This window comes from Mesorhizobium sp. M0751, from assembly GCF_040320265.1.
GTDB lineage: Bacteria > Pseudomonadota > Alphaproteobacteria > Rhizobiales > Rhizobiaceae > Mesorhizobium.
This window is the reverse complement of the sequence record NZ_JAMYPH010000030.1, coordinates 22,631-41,387: the sequence shown is the minus strand read 5'-3', so window position 1 is coordinate 41,387 and position 18,757 is coordinate 22,631. Positions and strand designations below refer to the sequence as shown.

The following is an 18,757-nucleotide window of genomic DNA, read 5'->3' as shown; positions in this document are numbered from 1 at the left end:
GTCGACTCACGTCGGCCGTGCGTTCTTGAGAGCTGTTGTAGGCCTCGCGCGTGAGGGCATTCGTGTAGGCTGGTTTGTACGAAGCATTCGGTTTTAATCTCGGGCGTGTATAGCCAGGTGAAAATCCGCCGCTGCCGAGGCTTGCGGGGTTCTCTGAAAAAACCCTTGGCCGGTAGCAGGAGCCGTTGTCGGTCGTCAAGCGTTCGACCCGAATGCCGAGCTTGGCATAGTAGCTGGCGGCGGCCTCAAGGAAGGCAAGGCACGCTCCCTTCGCTCATCGGGCATGACTGGACGAAGCTACAGGCGAAGTATCGTCGATGGTAGTGACGTTGCCCCCAAGTTTTATCCAATCCTGAGTTCGCTCCGGCGATCAATGTGGCCCTGTTGGGCGGTTTGAGCGACGGGCACAGGCGCGGAGCTGATCACGGTGCGCAGCGCTGTGTCCCGTCGCGGGGTGAAGGTGTGGGCGAACTCGAAGGGGGTCTGCCATCCGAGGCGCGAATGTGGGCGATTGAAGTTGTAATCTGTCCGCCAACTGGCCAAGACCGCGCGAGCCTGTGCCAATGAGGTGAACAGCGTCTCGTTCAGCAGTTCGTCACGGAGGCGACCGTTGAAGCTCTCGATGAAGCCGTTCTGCATTGGCTTGCCCGGCGCGATATAATGCCAGTCCACGCGGCTTGCATCGGCCCAGGCAAGGATCGTTGCTGGTCAGTTCGCTGCCATTGTCACTGACCACCATCTTCGGCTTGCCGCGTTCGACGATGAGCCGATCGAGTTCGCGGGCAACCCTCACGCCGGACAGGGACGTATCCGCGACCAACCCCAGGCACTCGCGCGTGCAGTCGTCGACGACGGTCAATATCCGGAAGCGACGGCCATCGGTCAGCTGATCCGACACAAAATCCAGTGACCAACGGTCGTTAGGTGCAACGGGGGCCATCATCGGTGCCCGCGTTCCAATGGCTCGCTTGCGGCCGCCACGGCGCCGAACGGCAAGCCTCTCCTCGCGATAGAGCCGGAACAGACGCTTGTGATTGACCACATAACCTTCCCGCCGCAACAGCACGTGCAGGCGGCGATAGCCGAAGCGCCGGCGCTCATGCGCGATCGCCTTCATCCGCTCCCGCACGTCACCATCGTCGCCACGGCTCGCCTTGTGGCGAACCGTCATCCGACAGCAGCCGATGGTCTTGCACGCCCGCCGCTCGCTCATCTCGAATGCCGTTCGAAGATGCGCGACAGCCTCCCGCTCGGCAGCGGGCGTCACCATTTTTTTCCGAGAAGATCTTTCAAAGCGGCATTGTCGAGCATGGCCTCCGCCAGGAGCCGCTTCAGACGAGCGTTCTCATCCTCCAGCGTCTTCAGCCGCTTCGCTTCCGACACGTCCATGCCGCCATACTTCGCCTTCCATTTGTAGATGCTGGCGTCGCTGACCCCGTGCTTGCGGCACAGATCGGCCACCGAAACTCCGGCCTCGTGCTCCTTCAAAATCCCGATGATCTGCTCTTCACTGAAACGGCTGCGCTTCATTCTCTGGTCCTCGCGTTGGGCCAGAGCGAACTTCAAACCGGATTAAGCCAAAGGGGCAACGTCACCCCGAGAATCACAGAAGCTTCGAAATCCTCAGCTTTCCCCGTCCGGACCAGATGGACAAACTGCTAAAAGCCCACACCTAGCCACCCACTGCACGGAGCCTCGTCACCCTGGGTAAAGCACCTCCTCGGGGCATTTTTGCTAAGGGGCGCCTTCGCCACGTCTTAAGAGCTGAGCACAGGTCACTTTGGATTGAAAAAAAGATTTGCGCCGTGCTCTCTCAATGAACCTCGTTGACTATAATTATATCGTTCCATTATCTCAAGAGTCTTCCGTTTGTCTGACGTAACTTCGCAATAAAGCTTTGGTCTGATTGTCGAAAGGATCTTAGTCATTCCATCCAATACCAGATTTTCTGCTCCCTCAACATCTATCTTTACAACCGACGGAGGCGCACAATAGGCTAATAAGCTGTCCAGCTCGAAGGTTGGAACGAGGGCACTCGACCTTGCGCCGCCAGATTGTGTGCTTCCAGTCACTTCATCCAAATGATTCGATGCCCGGCCGCGGCGGGCAATCAAAAACTTCTGAATACTTGTTCTGTTAGATGCCGCAATAGGGAGCACCTCAACCCCATAGCTTCGATTCTCTTCCAACTCAAAGGTCTTTCGCAGCATGTTCACTAGCCAAAGGTCAGCCTCAATCGCCACAACTTTCCCTGTTCCGGAACGATATGCCGAAGCCAAACTAAACACTCCCATATTCGCCCCAACATCCCAGATCGTGTCCCCACGGTCCACAAGTTCATCCACTGCATTCAACAGCTGTGGGTCGAATGCCACACTCCCCGGCTTGAGCACCTTCAGTTGCGCATCAGGGCTGACGTAGATTGGCAGCGAGCCAAATTTCTTCGGTAGACGCCGTTTAAAAATCCAATTTCTCATCAAGATTTCTGCTATATGTCGCACAGCATCTCACCTCTTCGCTCCAAGGTCACAACTTACGGGACAAGCAAGTATTGGTTAGCACCGCCCAGGCCCCTAGTCTTCCAAGGCAACTAAAGCTTCCTAAAATACTCAATTGTCCGCCGCAACCCTTCGCGCAACTCAACTGTTTGCTGCCAATTCAAAATCTCACGCGCCGTTGTGAGGTCGGGACGTCGCTGACGTGGATCATCTCCTGGCAATTCCCCATTCACTATAACAGACTTTGAGCCTGTTAGCTCTATAATCGTCTCAGCAATGTCCCTTATAGCGAACTCATTATCGTTACCTAGGTTAATCGGACCGGGATATTTTATACCTTCATCCATAAAATCGATGAACCCTTTGATTAAGTCATCAACATAACAGAACGAGCGTGTCTGCTGTCCATCCCCATATATCGTGATCGGCTTCTGATCGAGTGCCTGCACAATGAAATTCGAAATTACACGTCCGTCGGCAGGATGCATTCGAGGCCCGTATGTGTTGAATATCCGTGCAACCCTAACGTCCAGATTCAACTGCCTGTGGTAGTCAAAAAATAAGGTCTCCGCGCAACGCTTACCTTCATCATAACAGGACCGGGGACCTATCGGGTTCACGTTCCCCCAATACTCTTCCGGCTGAGGATGCACAAACGGATCGCCATACACTTCGCTCGTAGACGCCTGAAAAATTCTGCAACTTAATCTCTTTGCAAGTCCGAGCATATTTATTGCGCCATGCACCGACGTCTTTGTGGTCTGAATCGGATCATGCTGGTAATGAATAGGGGAAGCCGGGCACGCAAGATTATAAATCTCATCTACCTCGACATATAGCGGAAAGGTAATGTCATGGCGGATAAACTCAAATTTCGGATGGGTTGCGAGATGTTCTATATTCTTCTTGGTTCCCGTGAAGAGATTGTCAACACATAAGACCTCGTTGCCAATATCAAGTAATTTATCAATAAGGTGAGAACCAAGGAATCCGGCACCACCAGTTACCAGGATTCTCTTCGCGCTTTGATACAGCCGTGGCACAACTACCTCCAAATTGAATGCGAACCAAACACTAAGGACATTTTGCGGCCCCCTCGTCGTGCTCTATGATTAGGTTTCGTATAGTGTGAAAGTACCATGTCTTATAAAAGGCATATGAAAAGCCTGGCCATCCGTCAAAGACCCCTCCCTTCACAAGGTAACTGTAAAAAAAGTAAGCGAATGCATACCAGCGAGCAGCGAGGTGTCTATACTTTAAGCTCTGTCGCTTTGTCAGGTTCGCTTTGCTGCCTTGCGACCGGAGCAGCATATAGCGGCGAGCCTCCCAATTTGCATAGGCCTGATGACGACTTATGAACCTGTCAATGCCCCGAAAGTCACGATGGTCAACGAACGCTTCAATCTGCCCAATCCGACCCGACAATATCGGGTGCTCGTGAACCTCCATGTCCAAACTGCTCCAACGGTCCTCATCGATGCGCTCATACAAACCTGAACCGGTTCTAAATAGCGCAAGTTTTTTCTGCGTAACGCCGAACTTTAATTCTTTCCCCATGAAATAGTTTCTATATCTTACCCAATATCCAGAACATTCATCAGATATTGTTCTGATCTTTACTTCTTCACAGAACGTGTCGTCGATTACCTCGTCGGCATCCAGAAATAGTACCCAAGGGGTGTGAATCGTATGGTTAAGAAGCACCCAATTGCGTTTCTTTGGATATAGGCCATCCCAGCGAAAGTTAAGGATTTCGGCGCCGTACTCCGCCGCGACTGCAGCGGTATTGTCTGTACTGTCTGAATCTACGACAATAACACGCTCGAATGCGCCGAGCCTCTCGAGACAGCTCGGTAAGTTCTTCTCCTCGTTCCTGACCGGAACGACCACGGTGATGGGAATCTTCTGCACAGGAAGCCTTTACCAAATTGGTTCGTCAATGGGTGCATTCGTAATAGACACGAAACTCACAACGTCACGGGTCTCTGGTTGTCTGCGCCGACACATACATGCTTCGGCTTCCTACACTACGGGCGGGATTGCCTACGACAATCTCATGCGAAGGCACATTCCTCACCACGACGGCCCGCGCACCCACAATCGCCATAGAGCCGATAGATACTTTCGGACCAACAAATGCGTCGGCGCAGATCCAAACACCGTCCGAGATGTCTATGGCCGCTTTGATAAGCGGCATCGACGAATCACGATAGTCATGAGTTCCCGCACAGAGGTGCGCGCCCTGCGAAATCGTAACTTCTGCGCCAATATTGATGGGGCCAAGCGCATATAATATCACCCTAGATCCCACAGCAGAGTTGTCGCCGACAGTCACGTTCCACGGAATCAAAATGCATACGCTCGGGTATATATGGACGTGCTTGCCGACCTTAGCTCCGAAACACCGGAGCAAAAAAACTCTCCATTTCCAGCACGGCCGAGGACTGAGGGTGAACAAAGGACTCGCCAAGGCCCACAACACGCGCCCGACTTGCTCGGCCTTGCTCCACTTTCGCGCCCGTCGGTTCTTTCCTATGTCAAGCATTGGTTGATTTCGCTGCGAACACAACCTTTTGCACCGCCCTCTCCCCTTTCAAAGCTGGCGAAGGTAAGCTACTACGCTTTGACCACGTTTTCACAGACAATGCCCCTACGAGCAAAGCAGTTCCGTGTATCCACTATCAGCCTGGCATGTTTCGCTAGCATGCCATAGTCAACCAGATCATGATCCGTGGCAACAAGAACCGCGTCATAACCTGAGAGCGAATCCGCTGATAACTCAACGGAACTCCGCCCGGCCAAGACCGGGTGCTCCCGAGTCTTTGGAATCTCCTTAACGTGGGGGTCGTGGTAGTCCACTGTCGCGCCTCGCTTAAGCAAGCTTTCGAGCATAACAAGAGTTGGGCTTTCTCTGATATCAGATACATTTGGCTTGTAGGCCAACCCGACTATTAGTATGGCGGCCGCGCTCATTGAAACCTTGCTCCTCATGTCCAATGCGTGCTCGAGCTTGGATATTACATAGCGAGGCATTCCAACGTTTATCTCACCAGAAAGCTCAATAAAGCGAGTTGAAAGACCGTATTCCCGTGCTTTCCATGTTAGGTAGAAGGGATCAACCGGGATGCAATGTCCGCCGAGACCTGGTCCAGGATAGAAAGGCATATATCCAAAAGGCTTTGTCGACGCTGCGTCAATTACCTCCCAAATGTCAATGTCCATGGCATCGTAAATTATTTTAAGCTCGTTAACGAGAGCGATGTTTACTGCTCTAAAAATATTTTCAGTGATTTTGACGGCTTCAGCCACCGATGGGCTTGTCACCACCACAACTTTTTCAACGACCAAGCTGTAAAAGGCCTCCATTAGTTCTGAAGCTTCAGCACCATCTCCCCCTATTACTTTCGGTATATTGACTGTGGAATACCTCTTGCTTCCTGGGTCTTCCCGCTCGGGTGAAAATCCGATCCAAAAATCCAATCCGGCCTGCAACCCACTCGCTGCCAAAATCGGTTTCAATACGCCTGTCGTTGTGTCTGGGTAAGTCGTTGACTCAAGGACGATTAGCTGCCCCGCGCGTAAATGTCTGGAGATCATTTCGGCTGTATCTCTGACATAGCTAAGATCTGGTTCTCGCTGTTTAGATAGGGGAGTGGGCACACAAATGACTATCACATCGCACTCACTCAGGTATTTAAAATTTGTTTCAGCTCTAAACTTTCCATCTTTTACTTTTGACACCAGTTCGGATGATCTAACAGCGTCTATATAGGAAACTCCATCGTTCAGCTTCCGCACTTTATCTGGATCGATATCAAACCCAATAACCCCAAATCCTCCGCGCGCGGCGGCAATTGCAAGCGGCAGCCCGACGTACCCCAATCCAATAACGCCTATAACCGCCTTACGAGACATTACTTTCGCAAGTAATTCAACTCCAGCCCTTCGTTCCATTGTCAAATCCACAGCCACTTTCTTGTCGCCTTTGGTTTCAGTTTAGGTGCGTTCTTGGCCAATATAGGCCGGCGTTGCAAAATCGACCCACTTGAGTTCCACAAGGTGATGTTGACAAAACCTAAAAAACGATGGTCGAGGGAACGGAACCCTCATCCCGTATCCAGCGGTACGCCTCAAGCATCCGATCACCGATTTCTGCCCACGCGAAATCCCGCATCATCCAACCCTGGCCACGGGCGCCCATCGCATTCAGTTCCTCGGTCCCGATTGAAAGCGCAGCATCGAGGGCTTTCTTAAGTGGCTCGACTCCATGGTCAATCCACCATCCACACTGGTTCGTTTCGAGCCCTCGCCAAGGCGTTGCTTTAGTGGTAATGACCGGGGTACCGCATGCTAGGCTTTCCGCAACCGTCATGGCAAAGTTTTCGGACGAGGATGGCAAAACAAACAGTCCGGCTCTTCGGTAGAGCTCGTGCTTCTGGTCCCCGTACGCCGCGTCCCCAAAAGTGCATCGCTTTAGGCCTAAGCCTACGGCCTCCTGGGTCAATTTCCTTACGTAGTTCGGTTCACCCGGACCTCGAATTTCGAGCTTCCAGTGCGGAAAGTGATCCTCTATTGCAGCCCAAGCTTGTATGAGCGTTTCAACTCGTTTGATTGGGTGCAGTCGACCAAGGTAGAGAACGACGGCTAAACCCCGGTCCGGCGGATCAAGTCGTTTGCGAGCAGGCCAATGGTGAATTCCCACCCCGTTCGGCAAAATAACAACGGGTTGTCTTAGGCCAAAGGCTCGGATATCCTCGTATTCCTGCTCGCTCGTGGCGTGTATCAGGCTTGCTGCCTCAATAGCCGCACGCTGGGCAATGACCCAAAAGACAGATTTGATCGACTTAGAATATTCTAGAGCCGCGGGACTGAGCATACCTCGCGTTGAGACTACAAATGGTACTTTGTGAGTTTTCGCGATCTGGGCGGGATAGACATTCGGCATCATCCACAGTCCATGGGTATGCAGTATTTCAGCTGTAGGCGCGATCTTCACTAATTTGCTCTTCATTCCGGAGGACAAACCAAGTTTCTTCAGTTGCGGGAGCCCCCGGAAATCGCGATCAAATTTGCTAACTTTGACTCCCTCTTCCACGGTGCTAGACGGCTCCCCCAAGGACATTAATTCCACTTGGTTGCCTGTCCTCGCAATTGCTCGAGCGAGCTGCAAGACGGAATAGGAAGGACCGGCCGCCTCGGCGTCAATCGATCCCACTATCTGGACAATTCTCATACGGTTCTTGTCAACTGCTTCGCCAGTCAGGAGCGGAAGACAATGTTGCCGGACAGACCGCTCTTATTTTTTTCCCCGAATACAACTGCCCGATAGCCAAAGCCTCTCATGAAATCTACGATGTCAACTGACGTATAGCCGAAGGCCTTTTGATTTACCTCACTAGTTTCCAAAACGATTATTTTTGGCCTGAGTTCAGGATCAGCCAGGACTGTTTTGGCACCTCGCATCACAGCAAATTCAGCCCCTTCAACATCTACCTTGATCAGCTCAGCTCTCTGTCCCTTCGCGAAGAGGAAGTCATCAAGTCGCCTCTGAGGAACGGTAATCTTTGAGTTCACGATCCGGCGCTTCGTATCACGAAGACCGGAATATCCAGAGTCGTCGGAGCGGAAGAATTGTGCATCGCCGTCAGAATCTGACAACGCTACTTTAGCCACCATACTGGCATCATAACCATTAAGCATAAGGTTGAATTCCGCTAGAGTAGCAATCAAGGGATCCGGTTCAAACGATATTACCGCTCCCGTTTTCCCGACCTTTTTCCAAATATAACAGGATATAAATCCGATATTAGCACCAATGTCGACACAGAAACTGCCATCCGATAGCTCAGCGTCGAAGAAGTCGAGCAGCTCCGTTTCATACTCTCCTTCCCAATAGAGCCGCCAACCAACTGTTTCGTGAAGTGGCACCACAATTGTAAGGCCACGTACGTTGACCGTTCTAAATGTGGGTGTCGTAGGCCGTCGAAAGCCTCCTACACGAGAGCGAACCTTCTTAAATATTGCCACGTCGTTTCTCACTCTTTAATTTTGGCATCACTTTCGACCTTTTTTACGAAGGGTATGTTTTCAAAAACACCGGACGATTAGCGCTTCGAGCACAGCTCACATAACCGAATAGCACCGTCGAACCCCTGGACCATAGCCTCAACACCGAGCCGCTCCAGGTAGAATTTCCGTGCGTTTCGCGAAAGCTTCTCACGCAGCTCAGGATCCAGAAGCCGCTCCATCGCCTCCGCCAGACCACTAACACCTCCATGGTAGAACAAAGCATTGTCCCCATCCGCGCAATATTCGAACTCGGGCGCATGACGTGTACCAGGTCGAGTTACCATTGGAACCCCGGCCCAAAACGACTGAACGACAGATAGGCCAACGTGCCAGGGCGAGATGGTTCCGATGGCGCGATCCAAAAATCTCTTTAGCCCCTCCGGTGTGCTTGTCCTCGGGTGGAATTCAATGCGGTCGGAAAAGCCGCTCCTCGCCGCCCTCGTTCTTAGAACCGCTTCTGCCGGCCCATTTCCAACAAACACAAGCCGTAATTTTGGATGTGTCGCCGAAAGCACGGAAAAAGCGTCTACAAGTTCTGTCAATCCCTTCTCGTCGCGATAGTCGCCAAAGTAGAGATAACTATCACGCTGCGCGTTCAAGTCAGCCTCGAATCCTGTGAGCGCAATCGTGTTTCTTGCTACAAAGAGCTTCTCATTTGCGATCCAACGAGCAAACTGATCCCTGCCCGAATCGGTATAAAATATAGAGGCGGTTGCCCTAGCAGCCGCGGCTATGCGCAATGGTCGCACGAAATGGCTCCCCCATCTCCGCCCATATCCATGGCTCCAGATCACCACATGACGCGCTGCACCAAATATTATTGAAAGCAGCGATAGATTGCGTAGATCAAGCCCAGTTACAAGGATATCCTCCTCGGGATCAAACCGAATATTCCATGAGTTTAAGCCAAACTTCCTTCGATCCATTTTCAAATGGACCCATCTGAACTTTACCGCCTGCTTGGGTGGTTCCTCGGTGCAAACCACAATATCAGGCCGCAATTGACAAATTTCCTCGAATACTTTAATTCTATACTCGGCAATTCGTTTCTGTAAGATGTAGATTGTCATCTGCAGGCAAGCGCCACTTACGTTCTTCTGGAAAAAATAACGTCGACTTGATAGATGCGACCAGTTGCAGGATCGGCAAAGCCTGGCTCAATAGACCAGATTTCGAAACCAAGATCAAAGAACCAGCTTAGTGCCTCCGAGAACTCCCAATACGACTCGTATAGCGGAACCAACGACAGCTCCAACTCCACGACCTCGGTGCGCTCCAACGTGCCGGTAGCGCCTTTAATGACGAGGTGCTCAGCACCTTGAACATCACATTTTAGATATAGCTTGTCGCGACCGGGCAGGCTCTCGTTACAATAGCTATCAATCGAGCGCATCGGAACAAGGATCCTACTTTCCTCTTTCGCATTCGCTGCCTTCTCCGCCAAGGTGGTCATAACAAATAGTGAACTCGATGTAGTTCTCGAAGAAACTGAAAATTCTGTCGTGGTATCGCGATCACCGATTGCCACTGGGACCACTGTCCAATTCCGCTCCCGAGAAGCGCGGCCACGCAGCGCTTGGATGGCTTGAGGCAAAGGCTCAAAAGAGTAAAGCGCCCCATCATAACCTGCTTCATAAAGCGCCGCCCCAAAGCCACCATAGTGGGCACCGACGTCTAGGACGATTTTGATCCGACGCTGCCGCAGCAGTTCAATCCTTCGGGACCATGGATCGGTATTTGGTCCGATTCGGGTTACATTGTAGCCGGCTCTCCGAGCTAGGCGTTTTAATAAGTTCACTGTCATTGAAACCTTTATCCTCGGCGAGAAAGAGCGGCGGCACCAATAAATTCCGCTATCCTTCTCCCACTCGTTTGTTCAGAGTATTCTCGGATTGCAAAGTCTCTTACCCGAACTGCCGCGGCCATCCACTCTTTCTGCGGCTTCCGTAAAAGCTCGACGATCCTATCGGCCAAAAGGTGTGGAGTAGTCACACCGCTGCATCCAAGCGCAGAAACCAAGTCGCGCGGCATACCAGCGGTATCTGTTGAGAGTATTGGCTTGGAGTATGACATATATTTCAATATCTTCGACGGAAAATTGGTGTTCGATGGTGAAAAGGTTGGATCGCGTGGATTCAGGAACGCGTATGCATCGGAGCAAATTCTGTCCAGCTCCTCCACCCCGAGAAAACCGGTGACTTGAGCACCTAATCTTTCCAAAGATATTGCTGACTGCCTATCGTTGACTCGACCCGCAATAACTATGTTCAAATCCGATGCTGCGAGGTTCTCTAGGGTGCGGACAAGGAAATCGGATCCGCTAACCTTGTCAACGCCGCCAACAAATACCAGTCGCTTTTGCTTTCTGACATCAGGAGCCGCTATTTCTGCCACTTTATGGACTGTCCCATGGAACGCGAGAGAGCGCTTGCCCACGAGGTGGGGCCCGATGCTGGCCGGCAGATAGACCAATCCACCTGTCGCCGCCTCCGCGATTTCTCTAACTAGTTCTAAGCCACGCTTGGTCGAAGGTGCGTCAGGGACAACTACGACAACACGTTGGACTATCCGACCAAGCCGCCTGACAGCTGGCACCGAAAGCGTGGCTTGGCCATAGATAAAAACGATCGCATCGTGCCTTGCGTCGATTTGAATAGCTCTCTCCAATGCGCGACTAACGGTCTGACGCTTGACAATCGGAAGATTGAGGAACCGCACCAACTTCAGCCTGCTCGAAGAAGACCCCAGTTGGGTCTCCGGCTGAACGACAGGCCCACGTGGCCATGCCGGCATATTCGAATACCAAAGACTTCCGTCGACTTGAGCAAAGGTCTCCAATGCACCTACCAAGCCTCGCGTCCAAGCAGACGCCGCGGGAGAGGCAAATGGAGAACGCAGAACTTGTTCGTCTGAAAAGTTCGGTGCTATCAAGAAGATTCGGTCGGCCATTTTGCGAACCCTCTTAGCTGTCTTTCAATCCGGCCATTGACGAAGTCTCCGCCCAACCATTGCCACCGGGCGAACGTGCTGCTGCCCCGAGAGCAATGAGTCGGAGGTTCCAACGGCCAAGAGACCAGGTAGAGACCAATAGCACAATGAGCCAATCAATCCTGGGAATAGAACCGAGTTTTCCTTGAAGAAAAACAAAACAAACAACACCAAATGCAATGCTATTAGCGGGCTACACCAATATTGCCCGGATCTAGCTACTCTCTTTATCATCTCAAACTGCAAGCATATGAATACGACAACAAATAACAGGAGACCAAGCACTCCGGTCTCTGCCACAATCATCGCCGCTCCTACTTCTGCGGCCAGACTAAGATCTCTGACTTCAAACGCCTTCCCAACCCCCGAGGCATAGCCCGTAAAATTCCCGAACGGCGCCAGCTCAATCCAGGCATACACGAATTTTAGAAAAACCGAATTCATTCGCTCGCCCAAGTCCAGCTGCCCCTCGGTTAGTAACACCAATCTCTCGCCAAAGATGATGCCGTTGACGCGATCCCAAATGAATATCAAAAGGACCACAACGAATGGGCTGGCAGTGAAAAGACCAAAAATCAATCGTCCTCGATGAATGCGGATTTCGATTGCCAACAGAACGAAACCAATAAAAAGGGCGGAAAACAGTGCACCCCGTCGTGCGGTCATCCAAATTACGCCAAGTATCATAACCGCTACTGTGACCTGGACGAGCAACTCTTTCGGCCGTTTGGCTCTCAACACCAGAGCTGACGCGAAACCGAAGGCACATAACGAGGCAATAGAATTCACTGGCGCGGTAGTAAAGTAACCAGCTAGAGTCGCCTGACCGATACGGAATTCTTTACCTGCCAGCATTTCAATCGCGTTTGCTCTAAAGACGGCTGGAAGAGCGTCGTTCCCCAAGACCAGCATTACCAAACCGAGAGGGAATTGAAACGCTATAATAAAGACAAAAAGTTTCGCTGCCTTGACAAGCCTCGCCGAGTCTCCCGGCCGATGAAACGCCAGAAAGGCCAATCCGAGTGTTGGGGTTCCTGCGCCAAGCAAAAGAGCTTGAGTCCCCAACATTCCATCGACTGCAAATGCCGGAACAGCATATATGGACACGAGTGCAATCCAACTAACAATCAATCCGTATGCCACTCCGGCACGGTTTTTGCCTATTTTGACTACACCGAAGAATATAAGAAAAAGCACTAGTGCGATTGGCAGAGCTTCGATCTGCACTGGCTGTGTGGGAATCAATTTTCTAAGTACGCCAGCAGCCGCGGGTCCAATCAACGCGATCGCCATCAGCTTGTCGACACCAACTCCGCCCTGGTCGCGATTTCCGATGGCGAATGGAGTTGGCCGACCCACCAATTTCCGGCGACCGTCCGGCTCAAAGTTCATGTTCTGGCTCGCTTTCGCCAAATCATAAAGGGTACCGTATAAAAAACTCGTCCGAGCGCAACGCCAACGGCTCCAGCCAACGAACCCAAAACCAGCGCTGCCACTAAGTTCGCAACTGCCCCGCCGATAGTTAATAGGTTCGCGTATTGCAACTCTCCGCGTCCTATCAACGAGAAATAGGGAATGATGATCATGGCGATCGCAGCGTACGAAACGGCATAAGAGGAATAGATGCCTATCACATCGGTATATCCAAGGCCCGATTGGGTGAGAGCCATCACTAGGAACGGTCCACAGGCCAGTGACGAGATCGACAAGAATAGGACTATCCGTCCCAGTTTTTTGGCGCCGCTTTCCACCAACCCAGCGAACCCATTCCTGTCTTGACTGCGATTTAGTCTAATTAGCTCTGGCAAAATAGGGGAGAAGTATGCTCGTGGCAGGGATTGTATCTGCTGATTCATTTCTCCACATAAACTTGCAATTGCAACCGTTCCAGCAGGAACAAAGTACCCCAATACAATCCGATCTGCAGACGAATACAACAACGACGACAAATTATTTACCCATTGCAACAACGAGAAATGAACAGCCTGAGGAACTAAGCTCACCGCGAGTTGGATGGAATACCCATGGATTCCTCTCATCGCTACGATTGCTTTCACTCCCCCGCGCATTACCGTACACAGCAAATTAATAATCAAAAGGTATATTAAGGACGCGCCTAGCACTCCCGCCGACGCTAAGCAGATAATACTGAAGATCCGGGTTGATATCTCACAGAGCGCGTTCTCCCTAAAGCGGCTTTGCGCCCGCAGTGTCGCTGCACACATCATATCCCACTGCAATGACGCCGCCGTAAGCGCCGCGAGAGAAGTGAACTTTGCGACATTCAGGTGATTTTCGACCCACACCAATGGCGGGTAGTAGTGAAGGACGGCGCCAGATAATGCTAACGCGACGATACTTGAAAGCACAGAAACGCCGAGACCACCAAACACAATTAGGCCTATCGCTGCTGAACGCCTTGTAGGATCGGCCTCAGACGATATCAACTGGGTAGCAGCCATCGCGACTCCCGGTGTTGCTGCTCCAAGTATACCTGCGAGCGACAAATTGAATGACCAAAGACCATATCCAGTAAGGCCAAGGGAAAATATGAGAGGAGCCGTTAAAGCAAGTTGCAATGTTGGCATACTGATCTGCTCAAGCAATGCCCACGCACCGGTCCTGGATATGCCAGACATGCTGTTCAGGATTGCTGCTCTTAAACTCTTTCGAGGCAAGGACGTTATTCTCAGCTTTTTGTCATGCGCAGCATCGACAAGTTCTGTTTGTCACTCAACGACATCCAATCTCCGCCTGACGTTTATACTCACAATCTGCCAATTAACGTCTGATACTGTGGCGAGCTTGCCACTTTGCGCTGCGCAAGGGCAATGCTTCTGACAAATATCGCGTTGCCATCCGCACTGGAGACGTCTCGCTGAATTTCACGCGTTCGAGGTTCGTATCTGATCCTGGTAAACCCATTTGCCACCAGCGTGTCTCGGACGGTATTGGCAGCAAAGCCATACCTCTGTTCCTGGCCATTAACTTCCACGATAACAGCTTGCACGCTCTCCGATCGCAAAGTTCTACCCGCACCGGCCAAAACAGATGGCTCAAAGCCCTCAACGTCGATCTTAATCAAGACTGGTGTTCTGCTTCCCAATATATCGTCAAGTGTGTTGACTTGGACCGCGACAAATGACTCCCCCTGAACTGCCACGCGATTTCTTGTGTCGGCGTCTTCAATGAAGCCTATCGATCCGTTTTCAGCGCCGGCACCCACATTATGAAGGTCAACATGATCTTCAAGAAAGTTGATGGCAATGTTGCGACGAAGATGAAGGAACGTGGACTTAATAGGTTCAATGCAAACGCAACGCGATCCAACCGCACCAGCCGCCATTACGGTATAGGCTCCCACATTCGCTCCGACATCGACAAAAAGCTCATCTGCCCTTAAAAAATGAAGCACAAAGCTCATTTCTTCCCATTCAAGAAGACCATTATAGATATTTCCTGTGGCCCCAGTCATGCCATTAGCAACCAGCAAAAGTGTATTGTCTATGAATGGAACAGCTATCGCCCCCATTGCCAGCCGCGACGCGATTTGCCAGCGAATGAACCGACTCAGCGCCGAAAACTTGCCTCCTTTATTACCCGGATGCTTAATAATTAGACTTATTGTCCGAATTATATTCATGAACACTATTCCCAGGTTTTAGACTCTCTGCGCGCCTGAAGTAGGCAAATAAGGGCTCGGAAATCGCGCAAAAGATAAGGCCTCCGGCCGACATGACTTAATGAAAGTCGGATCGCTCGTGGCGTCACGTCAATGGCTCGCGGCCAAATGGCATGGTTTGGTGCCTATGCTTCCTCAAATCCAATTTATCGCCGAACCTCACCTGAAATCAGCAGCGAAGGCTGGGGCCTGCAAACGGCCTCGCTTCACACTTTTGTCTTGTGTGATTCTATGAGAAATATTGGCCGAGTTTGCGCATTGGCTTAGCGACAAGCGCGTAGTCAAGAGGACCGGATCCGAGCCACCGGCGGCGTGAACGCAGCGCTTCCAGATTGTGGCTCAGGTGGGAGGCAAGGCCTCGAGTGCTGACGCCGCCAACCATCATGTCCACTAAAACGTGTTTGGCGGTGGTGGTTTGAAATCCGTGAAGTTCAACCGCCCGCAGCATCCAATCATAGTCCGACGCCACTTTGAGGTCGAGGTCGAAAACACCAACTGCGTCTACTACCTTCCGCTTAGCGTAAAACGTCGGGTGGGCCGGCATCCAGCCGGTACGAAAACCCTTGGCGGGTCGGGGAGAGGCACGCCAGCGTCGTACAACGCGCTTGTTGATATGATCTTTAACAAAATCCAGATCGCCGTGCACGATGTCGGCATGCTCGAGCCCAGCCGAAATCCGCCTAAGCGCCGTGTGATCGTGGAAACAATCATCGGAATTCAGCACACCTACCGCGTCTCCGGTATAGAGGCACAGCCCCTTGTTAAGTGCATCATACATTCCGCTGTCAGCCTCGCTGACCAGCCGAATCTGGTCCTGCGGATAAGACTGGACTATTGCCAGCGTCCCGTCCGACGAATTGCCGTCGATGACCACCAGCTCCTTGTCACCATGATCCTGGGCCAAGAAGCTCTCGACTGTATGCCGGATTGTCGCCGCGGAGTTCCGACAGACGGTCAAGACCGAGATTTTCATGTCGACCCGGCCCAACGCCGCTTACTGTGCCGCAACGCGAATGCGATCCTCGTCGAGCCGGCGATGTTCGGATTCCCGCCTTACTGTTTGAAGGTCGGACTGGACCATTTCCTGGACCATTGTCGCCAGCGACGTTGTCGCTTTCCACCCGAGAACGCGCTCTGCTTTCGAGGCGTCGCCGATAAGAAGCTCGACTTCGGTCGGCCTGAAATAGCGCGGATCCACCTCGACCACAACAGCGCCGGATTTTGCGTCGATACCTTTTTCTTCGACTCCGGAACCAACCCATTGGATTTCGGTGCCGACTTCGTTGAACGCAAGCTCAACAAAGCGACGCACCGAATTCTTCACCCCAGTTGCAAGGACATAGTCGTCGGGCACTTCATGCTGAAGAATTCGCCACATGCCCTCGACGTAATCGCGGGCATGGCCCCAATCGCGTTCAGCCGACAGATTGCCGAGGTAGAGCTTGTCCTGGAGGCCAAGGCTGATCGCAGCAGCCGCCCGCGTGATCTTGCGGGTGACAAACGTCTCGCCGCGCATCGGGCTCTCGTGGTTGAACAGTATCCCGTTGGACGCATGGATTTCGTAAGCCTCGCGGTAATTCACGGTGATCCAGTAGGCATAGATCTTTGCCGCCGCATATGGGGACCGAGGATAGAAGGGCGTCGTCTCCCGTTGCGGGATCTCCTGGACCTTGCCGTAGAGCTCGGAAGTCGACGCCTGATAGAAACGCGTCTGTTTTGTGAGGCCAAGCAGCCGGATGGCTTCGAGCAGGCGCAATGTACCGATCGCATCGGCATTTGCCGTATATTCCGCGGTCTCGAAGCTCACCTGGACATGCGATTGCGCGGCGAGATTATAAATTTCGTCTGGCCGCACTTCCTGGACGATGCGGATGAGGTTGGTGGCATCGGTCATGTCGCCATAGTGCAGCGACAGTCTCACGTTCTTTTCATGCGGATCCTGATAGAGACTATCGATACGACCCGTATTGAACGATGACGACCGCCGCTTGATGCCATGGACATCATAGCCCTTTGCCAAGAGGAGTTCCGCCAGATAGGCGCCGTCCTGGCCCGTGATGCCCGTGATGAGCGCGGTCTTCCTAGTCATTGTGCTTTCCCCGAGGTCGATACAACCGTATTTTCAACTTTAGACATTGCAAATACCCATTTCAAAAAGGTGGTGGTTATCTTCATCCCGCGAAACTCGTGAGCGGCGGCTTGGCTACGTCGCCTAGCTATCTTTCAGCTTTGTCAACGCGCGCCAAATCCTGTCAGCATGGTTCGGATAGTACGAAAAACGATCAGCACGTCGAGCCAAGGGGAGAAATTCTTGATGTAGTAGAAGTCGTAGTGAAGCTTTTCCAAGACGTCGTCCACGGCTGCAACATGGCCCTGGTTGACTTGCGCCCATCCGGTAATGCCAGGCCGAACGATGTGCCGGTAGCGATAGAATGGCAGCTCCGCCTCGTACCATTTCGACAGTACCAGTGCTTCGGGCCGCGGGCCGATCCAGCTCATGTCGCCGCGCAGGATATTGAAGGCCTGCGGCAACTCGTCAATTCTGGACTTTCTCAGGAACTGTCCCAAGCGAGTGATGCGTGAATCGCCGACCTTCGTGATGGCTGCTTCCTTCTCGTCGACAACGGTGTCGCTGAATTTCATTGTTCGGAACTTGTAGACCTCGTAAGGCTGTCCTCTGTAACCCATTCGCTTTTGCTTAAATAGAGCCGGTCCAGGTGAATCAATCTTTATTGAAATAGCCACAAATAACAGCAATGGCGAGAAAACAACGAGTATAATGGACGCGGAAACCCAGTCCATTGCTTGCTTTATTTTCAGATAAGCCTGGTTTGGATTCAATGAACCCAAGGTATTCTCGGAAAGATGCTCGATCTCTACCCTACCTGTGAGCGACTCACTGATTTGCTTCACATGATAGACCGGCGTTCCTGAGAGCGCGCGATCCGCAATATATCGCTCCCATTCATCCGATAAATCAGCACGAAGATCAGCCACCACACCGTTCGCATACTCGACGACCGTGGCGGGCGAGTGAATCCTATGCCAACTCACACCCGGTATGTTCTCGAGTCTGTCGACGTCTCCTCCGGGAATTATAGCTAACCGATACGTGTTGAGCCGTCGCGTGGCCAAACTCAAACCGAAATACCACAACGTTGACTGGATGAAGCTCGCTGCCGCTTGGAACCGGCTGTAATCCATCCGAAAAAAGAAGATCGTTGCAAATACAATTCCGTATGTCAGTGCAAAGGTCGGGAGAATGTAACCGGTCGCGGCGACGCCGGGGAAATTGCCGATACGCTTGTAAAACAGGTAACCTGCAGTGTGAGCGATGAACGCCGCCACAATCGTGACCTGCATGTTGGACGAGAAGATCGCGCCGAAGCCAAACGACATCCGAATTAATGCGGGGATCAAGATAGCGAACGTTAACCCACCAAGAAGCTGGAAACGGATACGAAGCAGGAGATGTCTGGCCTTCGGCAGATTTATCGTGGAAGTGGTCAAGTTGAATCCC

The 18,757-nt window shown here is 52.0% G+C and carries 15 protein-coding genes and 1 pseudogene; all 16 read right to left on the bottom strand.

Going from position 1 to position 18,757, the window contains the following annotated elements; genetic code table 11:
• Positions 1-342: 342 nt before the first annotated feature.
• The 16 genes and pseudogenes from NKI19_RS29810 to NKI19_RS29735 all read right to left on the bottom strand — a co-directional run bounded on the left by NKI19_RS29810 (position 343) and on the right by NKI19_RS29735 (position 18,747).
• Positions 343-1,530, bottom strand: a pseudogene (locus tag NKI19_RS29810) (IS3 family transposase).
• A gap of 245 nt (positions 1,531-1,775) precedes the next feature.
• On the bottom strand, positions 1,776-2,477 hold the full coding sequence (locus tag NKI19_RS29805) for an FkbM family methyltransferase (RefSeq protein WP_352567201.1): 702 nt from the start codon (positions 2,475-2,477) through the stop codon (positions 1,776-1,778).
• A 113-nt stretch (positions 2,478-2,590) separates the two neighbouring features.
• Entirely contained in the window at positions 2,591-3,541 is a 951-nt protein-coding gene (locus NKI19_RS29800) for a UDP-glucuronic acid decarboxylase family protein (RefSeq protein WP_352567199.1), read from the bottom strand.
• A 31-nt stretch (positions 3,542-3,572) separates the two neighbouring features.
• On the bottom strand, positions 3,573-4,409 hold the full coding sequence (locus NKI19_RS29795; RefSeq protein ID WP_352567197.1) for a glycosyltransferase family 2 protein: 837 nt from the start codon (positions 4,407-4,409) through the stop codon (positions 3,573-3,575).
• Positions 4,410-5,114: 705 nt separating this feature from the next.
• Positions 5,115-6,452 (bottom strand): nucleotide sugar dehydrogenase, encoded by a 1,338-nt coding sequence (locus NKI19_RS29790; protein ID WP_352567221.1) that lies wholly within the window; start codon positions 6,450-6,452, stop codon positions 5,115-5,117.
• A gap of 121 nt (positions 6,453-6,573) precedes the next feature.
• The gene (locus NKI19_RS29785) at positions 6,574-7,731 is read right to left on the bottom strand and encodes a glycosyltransferase (protein WP_352567195.1); all 1,158 of its coding nucleotides are present in this window, start codon (positions 7,729-7,731) and stop codon (positions 6,574-6,576) included.
• A 26-nt stretch (positions 7,732-7,757) separates the two neighbouring features.
• Positions 7,758-8,525, bottom strand: coding sequence for an FkbM family methyltransferase (locus tag NKI19_RS29780; RefSeq protein ID WP_352567193.1), 768 nt, complete (start codon positions 8,523-8,525; stop codon positions 7,758-7,760).
• Positions 8,526-8,602: 77 nt separating this feature from the next.
• A complete protein-coding gene (locus tag NKI19_RS29775; RefSeq protein WP_352567191.1) occupies positions 8,603-9,637 on the bottom strand; it encodes a glycosyltransferase family 4 protein in 1,035 nt (344 codons plus the stop codon).
• A gap of 17 nt (positions 9,638-9,654) precedes the next feature.
• A complete protein-coding gene (locus NKI19_RS29770) occupies positions 9,655-10,371 on the bottom strand; it encodes an FkbM family methyltransferase (RefSeq protein WP_352567190.1) in 717 nt (238 codons plus the stop codon).
• Between the two features lie 8 nt (positions 10,372-10,379).
• Complete coding sequence (locus tag NKI19_RS29765; protein WP_352567188.1) at positions 10,380-11,516, bottom strand: glycosyltransferase; 1,137 nt, start codon at positions 11,514-11,516, stop codon at positions 10,380-10,382.
• Positions 11,517-11,540: 24 nt separating this feature from the next.
• Positions 11,541-12,947, bottom strand: a complete 1,407-nt coding sequence (locus NKI19_RS29760; RefSeq protein ID WP_352567186.1) for a hypothetical protein — start codon at positions 12,945-12,947, stop codon at positions 11,541-11,543.
• The gene (locus NKI19_RS29755) at positions 12,944-14,161 is read right to left on the bottom strand and encodes a lipopolysaccharide biosynthesis protein (RefSeq protein ID WP_352567184.1); all 1,218 of its coding nucleotides are present in this window, start codon (positions 14,159-14,161) and stop codon (positions 12,944-12,946) included. Before NKI19_RS29755 ends, NKI19_RS29760 begins: the two co-directional genes overlap by 4 nt.
• Positions 14,162-14,322: 161 nt before the next feature.
• Positions 14,323-15,198 (bottom strand): FkbM family methyltransferase, encoded by an 876-nt coding sequence (locus NKI19_RS29750; protein ID WP_352567182.1) that lies wholly within the window; start codon positions 15,196-15,198, stop codon positions 14,323-14,325.
• A 268-nt stretch (positions 15,199-15,466) separates the two neighbouring features.
• Complete coding sequence (locus NKI19_RS29745; protein WP_352567180.1) at positions 15,467-16,210, bottom strand: glycosyltransferase family 2 protein; 744 nt, start codon at positions 16,208-16,210, stop codon at positions 15,467-15,469.
• 21 nt (positions 16,211-16,231) lie between these two features.
• Entirely contained in the window at positions 16,232-17,326 is a 1,095-nt protein-coding gene (gene gmd, locus NKI19_RS29740; RefSeq protein WP_352567178.1) for a GDP-mannose 4,6-dehydratase, read from the bottom strand.
• Positions 17,327-17,469: 143 nt separating this feature from the next.
• The gene (locus tag NKI19_RS29735) at positions 17,470-18,747 is read right to left on the bottom strand and encodes a sugar transferase (RefSeq protein ID WP_352567177.1); all 1,278 of its coding nucleotides are present in this window, start codon (positions 18,745-18,747) and stop codon (positions 17,470-17,472) included.
• Positions 18,748-18,757 lie beyond the last annotated feature (10 nt).

Coding starts and splice junctions, on each gene's coding strand:
- NKI19_RS29805 (WP_352567201.1), bottom strand. CDS start 2,477: ATGAGAAATTGGATTTTTAAACGGCGTCTACCGAAGAAATTTGGCTCG.
- NKI19_RS29790 (WP_352567221.1), bottom strand. CDS start 6,452: ATGGAACGAAGGGCTGGAGTTGAATTACTTGCGAAAGTAATGTCTCGT.
- NKI19_RS29785 (WP_352567195.1), bottom strand. CDS start 7,731: ATGAGAATTGTCCAGATAGTGGGATCGATTGACGCCGAGGCGGCCGGT.
- NKI19_RS29775 (WP_352567191.1), bottom strand. CDS start 9,637: ATGACAATCTACATCTTACAGAAACGAATTGCCGAGTATAGAATTAAA.
- NKI19_RS29770 (WP_352567190.1), bottom strand. CDS start 10,371: ATGACAGTGAACTTATTAAAACGCCTAGCTCGGAGAGCCGGCTACAAT.
- NKI19_RS29765 (WP_352567188.1), bottom strand. CDS start 11,516: ATGGCCGACCGAATCTTCTTGATAGCACCGAACTTTTCAGACGAACAA.
- NKI19_RS29760 (WP_352567186.1), bottom strand. CDS start 12,947: ATGAACTTTGAGCCGGACGGTCGCCGGAAATTGGTGGGTCGGCCAACT.
- NKI19_RS29750 (WP_352567182.1), bottom strand. CDS start 15,198: ATGAATATAATTCGGACAATAAGTCTAATTATTAAGCATCCGGGTAAT.
- NKI19_RS29745 (WP_352567180.1), bottom strand. CDS start 16,210: ATGAAAATCTCGGTCTTGACCGTCTGTCGGAACTCCGCGGCGACAATC.
- gmd (WP_352567178.1), bottom strand. CDS start 17,326: ATGACTAGGAAGACCGCGCTCATCACGGGCATCACGGGCCAGGACGGC.